This window comes from Deltaproteobacteria bacterium, from assembly GCA_003194485.1.
Lineage (GTDB): Bacteria > Desulfobacterota > Dissulfuribacteria > Dissulfuribacterales > UBA3076 > UBA3076.
The window spans coordinates 1-6,451 of sequence record PQXD01000039.1 but is presented as its reverse complement, the minus strand read 5'-3'; the positions used below and the strand labels follow the sequence as shown (position 1 = coordinate 6,451).

The 6,451-nt window shown below is 52.1% G+C and carries 8 protein-coding genes; all 8 read left to right on the top strand.

Going from position 1 to position 6,451, the window contains the following annotated elements; all coding sequences use genetic code 11:
- The first annotated feature begins 78 nt into the window (after positions 1–78).
- The 8 genes from C4B57_11350 (at position 79) to C4B57_11315 (ending at position 6,316) form a co-directional block, all read left to right on the top strand.
- The gene (locus tag C4B57_11350) at positions 79–312 is read left to right on the top strand and encodes a hypothetical protein (protein ID PXF52168.1); all 234 of its coding nucleotides are present in this window, start codon (positions 79–81) and stop codon (positions 310–312) included.
- A gap of 149 nt (positions 313–461) precedes the next feature.
- Complete coding sequence (locus tag C4B57_11345; protein PXF52167.1) at positions 462–977, top strand: hypothetical protein; 516 nt, start codon at positions 462–464, stop codon at positions 975–977.
- A 32-nt stretch (positions 978–1,009) separates the two neighbouring features.
- Positions 1,010–1,513, top strand: coding sequence for a hypothetical protein (locus C4B57_11340; protein ID PXF52166.1), 504 nt, complete (start codon positions 1,010–1,012; stop codon positions 1,511–1,513).
- A gap of 240 nt (positions 1,514–1,753) precedes the next feature.
- Positions 1,754–2,698, top strand: coding sequence for a hypothetical protein (locus C4B57_11335; protein ID PXF52165.1), 945 nt, complete (start codon positions 1,754–1,756; stop codon positions 2,696–2,698).
- A gap of 114 nt (positions 2,699–2,812) precedes the next feature.
- A complete protein-coding gene (locus C4B57_11330; protein ID PXF52164.1) occupies positions 2,813–3,223 on the top strand; it encodes a hypothetical protein in 411 nt (136 codons plus the stop codon).
- A 120-nt stretch (positions 3,224–3,343) separates the two neighbouring features.
- A complete protein-coding gene (locus C4B57_11325) occupies positions 3,344–4,219 on the top strand; it encodes a hypothetical protein (protein ID PXF52163.1) in 876 nt (291 codons plus the stop codon).
- A gap of 141 nt (positions 4,220–4,360) precedes the next feature.
- Complete coding sequence (locus C4B57_11320) at positions 4,361–5,008, top strand: acyltransferase (GenBank protein PXF52162.1); 648 nt, start codon at positions 4,361–4,363, stop codon at positions 5,006–5,008.
- A 120-nt stretch (positions 5,009–5,128) separates the two neighbouring features.
- The gene (locus tag C4B57_11315; GenBank protein ID PXF52161.1) at positions 5,129–6,316 is read left to right on the top strand and encodes a hypothetical protein; all 1,188 of its coding nucleotides are present in this window, start codon (positions 5,129–5,131) and stop codon (positions 6,314–6,316) included.
- The last annotated feature ends 135 nt before the right edge of the window (positions 6,317–6,451 follow it).

The window sequence follows — 6,451 nt, the reverse complement described above, 5'->3', positions numbered from 1 at the left end:
CGGTACACTGATTTCTACGTTCATGGCACTTCTCCTTTCGGTTTGATTTTTTGGTGATCAAAACCATTACAAGAAAAAGTGCCTTTTTCTACCCTTTCAGAATTCACACAAAATATTTTACACTACCCACTTTATGTATTTTCCTTAGAGGCGAAAGGTCTGACAGAGATGTTCATGCATACGGGCCTTGAGCCTATGAACAAAGTAAAGCTTGCTTTTTATCAATTTTTCTGGAGCTTTACAAACCTTATGGTCATAAGGTTTGGACCATTTCTTATCGGTATTTATGTCTTTTTGAGATTCAGGGAGTAAAGAACAGCTTGATTTTTTTAAAGAAGTCATTAATGTAATCCTTGTAATCTGCTTGCTCTGTGAAATGCGTAGCCTATTTCTCTGGGGCGAAATCTGTGGATAATGTTCATCTGTTGAGTCGGTTTTTTCGCTTTGTGTGAGGTGTCATTATGTACCGCCGTTTCTTGACTGCCATCGTCATATTGTCAGTAATGGGGTTATCAGATCCTGTCTGGTCGGCTGGGCCTTCCGGTTTTACTCAGGCGGACCGTGAGCGTCTGATCCGGCTGGAGGCGACTCTTGAAACCTTCATGAAGGCTGTTGACAGGCGTTTTGAGGGAGTTGACAAGCGTTTTGAAGGAATTGACAAGCGTTTTGAAGAGCTGAGGCAGGACATGAACAAACGCTTTGAGCAGGTCGACAAACGCTTTGAGCAGGTCGACAAACGCTTTGAGCAGATGATGAATTTTATGTGGATATTGGCGTCAATATTTGCAGCTATGACTGTGGCGAACATAGGTTTTGCCTATTGGGACCGCCGTACGATAATCAGGAAGGCAGTGGATGAATCGGTGGCCAGGATCGAGCGCAAGGGCAGCCTGGCGCAACTCATCAATGCCCTCCAGGACCATGCCAAAGACGACCCCAAGCTGGCTTCCATATTAAGGAATCATAATCTCCTCTGATTTTCAGATGTCTGCTTATGTAAGGAGGGAATATGCTATATCGCGTCATAATAATCGCCATAATTATGTCATTTGGGGAATTGGGGCGCACGGCTCATGCGGTAGAAGTAGCGCCCAGGATTACTGACCGGGAAATCATCCAGGGTCTTGCGGAAATTAAGGGAGAAATCCGGGGGATTAAGGCAAGATTGGACTCTGTCGACAAACGCTTTGAGCAGGTCGACAAACGCTTTGAGCAGGTCGACAAACGCTTTGATGTAATGCAGCACAATATGGATAATCGTTTTGATTCAATCGAAAAGAAGATTGATCAGCTTGTATTGCTGATGACCAGCATGGTGGGAGCCTTTGCAGCAATAGTGGCGATTACCATAGGTTTTGCCATTTGGGACCGGCGTACGGCGGTAAGGCCCTTGCAGGCCCAGATATGGCTCCTGGAAAACGAAAAGGTTGAAAAGATGCGAAAGGTTATGCTGGCCTATGCCGAGAAAAACAAGGACTGGGCCGCGGTGTTGCGCAGCTTCGGGCTTTTGTAAGCCTTTTTGTCTTTTAATCAGATTTAGCCATACTGGTGAAAATTGACCAACAATTGAATATTGCATCATATATCTGAAATAAGAAAAGTTCACTCACCGCAAAGACGCAAAGGACGCAGAGAAAGACCGTATACGTTCAGGGTGAACCCTGAACCCTTGAACCCCTGAACCCTGAACCTTGAGAACCTGAGTAGTTACTTTGGCATATTGTTTGCGTATAATATTACGGGTCAGGTTGGGATGAATACCTTAAAGATCACAAAATATATCCTTTTAATTTGCCTCGCAGTACTTTTCTTGCGGGTCTGTCCCGTTTTTGCAGAAGATGATGGCAATGAGACCATAGACCCGATTCAGGCTGCGGAGTCCGAAATACTGGCCGGGATCAACCTGGCACGCAGCGACCCCTGGGCGGAGGCGGAGAGACTGGGTCTGGACACCGAGGTTCTCAGGGCGGAGGTCGTGCCGGAAGAAACTGCCGCACAGTGGGACCGGGGCCTGTGGCCGCTGGTATCGAATCCGGTGCTGAACGAAGTTGCAAGGGCGCACTGTGAGGATATGATCGAGCGCGGTTATTTTTCGCATATGACACCTGATGGCCTCACTCCTGAGGACCGGGTTATCAGCGCCGGCTATAATGCAACTATTGTGAAAGAGGAACTGGGTGCCCTGGCCTTTAATTCCTACCTGGATACCGGCGAGGCCGCCCGGATGCTGACGGATGCCTTTCTGCGGGATTCTCTTGCGCAACGCGAGACCGGAGAGGGACCGACCCTGCTCAATGAAGGGGTTGCGGAGGTCGGGATCGCCCTTTTGGGCGGGGAGTTGACAATTTGCCAAGAACAGACACACGCTTACATACTCTGTATTCTCCTGGCAAGACCTGATGGGCCGGGCGCGGAAACATGGGTGCAATGCGGCCTGCTGTATGATGACAGTAATTATAATGGTGTCTGTGATCCTGGTGAGGAGATGCCGGAAATGGAGATGGCCATTCGTAATGGCGAGATCCTGGCTGTTACGGATGCCCGGGGCAGGTACTGCATACAGCGTCCCCTGGGGAGATGGGTGCTTCAGGCAGGTGGCAGGGTTCTGCCGCATACGGCCAGGCTGGATGACGTTATTGTAGATGATGGTGTCCTGTACAGAGATTATAGTTACGGGACTTTCAGGGAAAACTGGTAGAGTTTTTTAAAGTATGGATTGATAATTGTCGATCTTAAGTGTAATCGAGATAAAATGCCGACAGGTTGCTTATACTCTTCAGGTCAAAATATGGTATCTGTTCACAAGGCGGCAATGATACTCTGTCTTGTTGTTTTCCCGGCCGTTTTGTCCTCGTGTGCAGGGCTTCAAACCAAGTCGCCGGAGGATAGGCTTTTGCCCAGGGCCAGAGAATTTTGGGCAGCCAGGGTTGCAGGTGACTCGATAACATGCTATAAATTCGAAGAGGTGTCAAAGACCGGCAAACAACCGGCCAGTGTCTATGTCAGAAAACACGGAGGTCTTATCTATAAATCGGCTGAGGTAACAGGAACAGATATCAATGGCGAAGATGCCACCGTCAAGGTAAAATTGAGCTACATCATTCCTGCGCTCGGATCTCGAAATACATTTAATACGGAGGCGGTAGACAGGTGGAGATTGATAGATGGCGAGTGGTATCACCATCAGGAAAAAAGCCTGAGCGATGCTATATCAGGCAAATAATAAGGAAAGGGAGGTGATATAGAAAGTACTGGTCGGGCTAATCACCCTGACAGGCATTTATGTTAGGCGTAGGACTTTTAGTTAAAACATCCAAAAAATCACCAAAGGGAGGAATAAGACGTGAAAAAGATTACAAAGTGGGGAATAGGTCTGGTCATGACGTTGGCCGTGATGTTTATGGCCGGCCAGGCAGGTGCAGTAGTTTTGGGTTATTATAGTACGGGTCAGCTTGTGCCCAAGGTCTATCATGATGGCGCAAACGTAGATACCGTGGTTGGTCTTTCGTGCGTTAATGCCACTGGCTGCGACGTCTACTGGGCATTCTTCGACAACAACAGCACCCATATAACAGACGGCATGATCGAAATGACCGAAAATGATTATTACGGCTTTTCATGGATGGCAGAGTCCGGTGTGGGCCTTGAAAATGTAGACGGCTACCTGGTCTTTACATCAGGTGACGCTGCTGCTGGTCCGGCTGCTACCGCTGACATCTTTGCCAATGCATTCATGGTAGACACGGCAGGTAAGGACGCGGTCCTTGTGCCTGTATTGCCTATATTTCTGGATGACTATACATCAGGAACCGATCTTACGTCTATGGACGCGACCAGTATCATATCATTAGCTACCGGGTCTCCTCCCGGCGCCGTCCTTGACATTCGTTACTGGATCGACACGGCATACAGCGCCACCACGGACATAGTGCTCTGGTCGGTCTGTGATGCCTCCGGCACTTATAACATAAACATATACAATGACGAGGAGGGACGGAAGTCCGTCAACTTCGAACTTCCGAACCAAGAGCTCAACATAGTGGATCCATCGACCATCGTGGGCAGGCCGGCCGACTACATCGACGGTTTCATACGCTTTACCGTCCCGGATGGTACATGTGATCTGGCTGCAGGTGATGTCAATGACATGTTTGTCTTCAGCTATGTTGACAGCGACCTGATAGGGGCCATGCAGACCCTGCTTGCCGGCGAGCAGTAACAGGTCGAATGAAGTTCGGACAGTCCGTTTGATTCATCCAACTGGCTGAACGGGAAGCAGAAGAGGCGGGATTATTCCCGCCTCTTTTTTTGCTTATCTCTTGTTTCATGAATAAATACCAAAGGCCCCGATCCTGATCACATGTCCGCAAATCACGAAGACGCCTTTTTCGGTCTTCCGGAGGTCTGGCCCCGGCCTGCTCCGCCCCCCGGCTTTGACCGGATCGGCGAAGGTGTGCGTATTGCGGGCACGGTCACGCTCTATCGCCGCGGGGGGGACCGGCGCCGCGGCATAACCCTGGGAGACGGCGTGGTCCTTTTTGGCCAGGTACGCCTGGTTGTAGGTGACCTTGCATTGAACCATCAGGCCGATCTGGTCCTGGGAGACCGGGTGTGGGTGAATACGGGTGCCTATCTCTCGGGTGAAGGGGGCCTTTTAATCGAGGACGGAGTGCTTATAGGCCCCGGGGCCAGGATACTCAGCGCAGGGCACGGTATTGACGGGCCCCCTGAGAATATTATAGACCATGCACTTACTTACGGAGCGATCCGTATCTGCCGGGGTGCATGGATCGGGGCGGGGGCCAGCGTGCTTGAGGGCGTGACTATCGGCAAGGGGGCGGTCGTGGGTGCCGGTGCCGTGGTGACCCGTGACATTCCACCCTTTGCCATAGCAACCGGGAACCCGGCTCGATTTCTTCGTTGGCGCAAGGGCTTTGAGACCCGCGATTCAGCCGGGGCGGCCGGAAGGTTACGCAAGTGGCTGCGGTATGTCATGCGCCGCTTTTAGATTGTACAACTTCTTGGGTCCTCTGTCCATGGCGGTCTATTGACGGACAGATGCATTATGTTAATGTAGCGCATCGATATATCACACGGATCAGTTGAGGAATAATTCTATGGAAGACTCGTGCGGACCGGGGTTACGGGGGGCCGGCATTTGGTGAGTTTGCTGTTTGGTATCGGGATCATCCTGGCCCTCTCGGGGTGTGCGGGGATCGGACAGTCCTCTTCCCCCGGGCCTGGCTTGCGGACATCCGGGCAGGGTGAGGGCCTGACGTCCCATGTGAGGCTGGACACGGGGCGGGTTCCTTATAGTGTGACTGCTGCTGATTTTGACTGCGACGGATACACTGATCTTGCAGTCATTGGCCACGGGGCCGGCGATATCCGCATTTATCAGGGCCGCAAGGACCGGCGTTTTGAGCCCGGGCCGGTCTATCCTGAGACCGAGGTAGGCTATCATCCCGGCATGGCCCGGCCGGTGGATTGGAATCGCGACGGACGTCCTGACCTGATTGTGGCAGGCGAAGGAAGGAAGGAGGTCCAGTACTGGGAAAACAGGCCGGGGGGACTGGTCAAGTCCGCTGTGTTTAAGGTGCCTTTTGGCCCTGTGGGCATTGCAGTATCGGATCTGGACAGCGACGGACGCCGGGATATTGTCCTCGGGCCATACAGCGGGGACAGGATCTATGTGTTATGGGGCCTCAATGATGAACCGTTCCGGTTTGAGATCCGGCAACTGGAGGCAGCTCCCACCCCAATGTATGTGCACGTGGCCGACTGGGACGGAGACGGCCGCCAGGACATTCTCTGGGCAGAGTGGGATGTGGGTTCCATCTGTGTGGCCATGAACAGGGGAGACCGGACTTTTGAAAAGCGTTATCTCCGTCTCAAGCCGGAGGAAAGAAACGACGCCCCAAGGACCGTGGTTACCGCGGACCTGGACGGAGACGGGAACCTCGATGCCATCGCTCCCCTGGAGACAGGTAAGGGTGCATTGTTGCTGTACGGTGACGGTAAAGGCGGAGTAGCACTTACTGACAAGATCCCTGCGCCGGTGTGGGGATACAGCGGGATTGCCGCTGTGAGTGCAGGGGGAAATCACCCGGCCATGGTCGGGCTTGGAGAAGAGGGCAGGAACTTCATCGCAGTCCGGTCGGGCGAGAGCAAATGGGACTTAAAAGAGCTGGATGCCGGAAGCCTGCCGCGGGACCTCCAGTTTGTGGATATTGATCAGGACGGTTATCTTGACCTGCTGTTCGTGAATTCAGCCGGATCTACAATGGAAATACACTATGGTCCTCTATATGATTGATGAAATCATGGTAAATATCCGGTGAACCCGTGGTCCACTGTGGAAGTTGCCATCCGTGCCCTGCCGCAGGAGCGGTTTGCCTTTTGCAGGGTTTCGATCGCGGGCCGGATTGCACTGCCTCTCCGGTCTGCGATG

Coding starts and splice junctions, on each gene's coding strand:
- C4B57_11345 (PXF52167.1), top strand. CDS start 462: ATGTACCGCCGTTTCTTGACTGCCATCGTCATATTGTCAGTAATGGGG.
- C4B57_11340 (PXF52166.1), top strand. CDS start 1,010: ATGCTATATCGCGTCATAATAATCGCCATAATTATGTCATTTGGGGAA.
- C4B57_11320 (PXF52162.1), top strand. CDS start 4,361: ATGTCCGCAAATCACGAAGACGCCTTTTTCGGTCTTCCGGAGGTCTGG.
- C4B57_11335 (PXF52165.1), top strand. CDS start 1,754: ATGAATACCTTAAAGATCACAAAATATATCCTTTTAATTTGCCTCGCA.
- C4B57_11330 (PXF52164.1), top strand. CDS start 2,813: ATGATACTCTGTCTTGTTGTTTTCCCGGCCGTTTTGTCCTCGTGTGCA.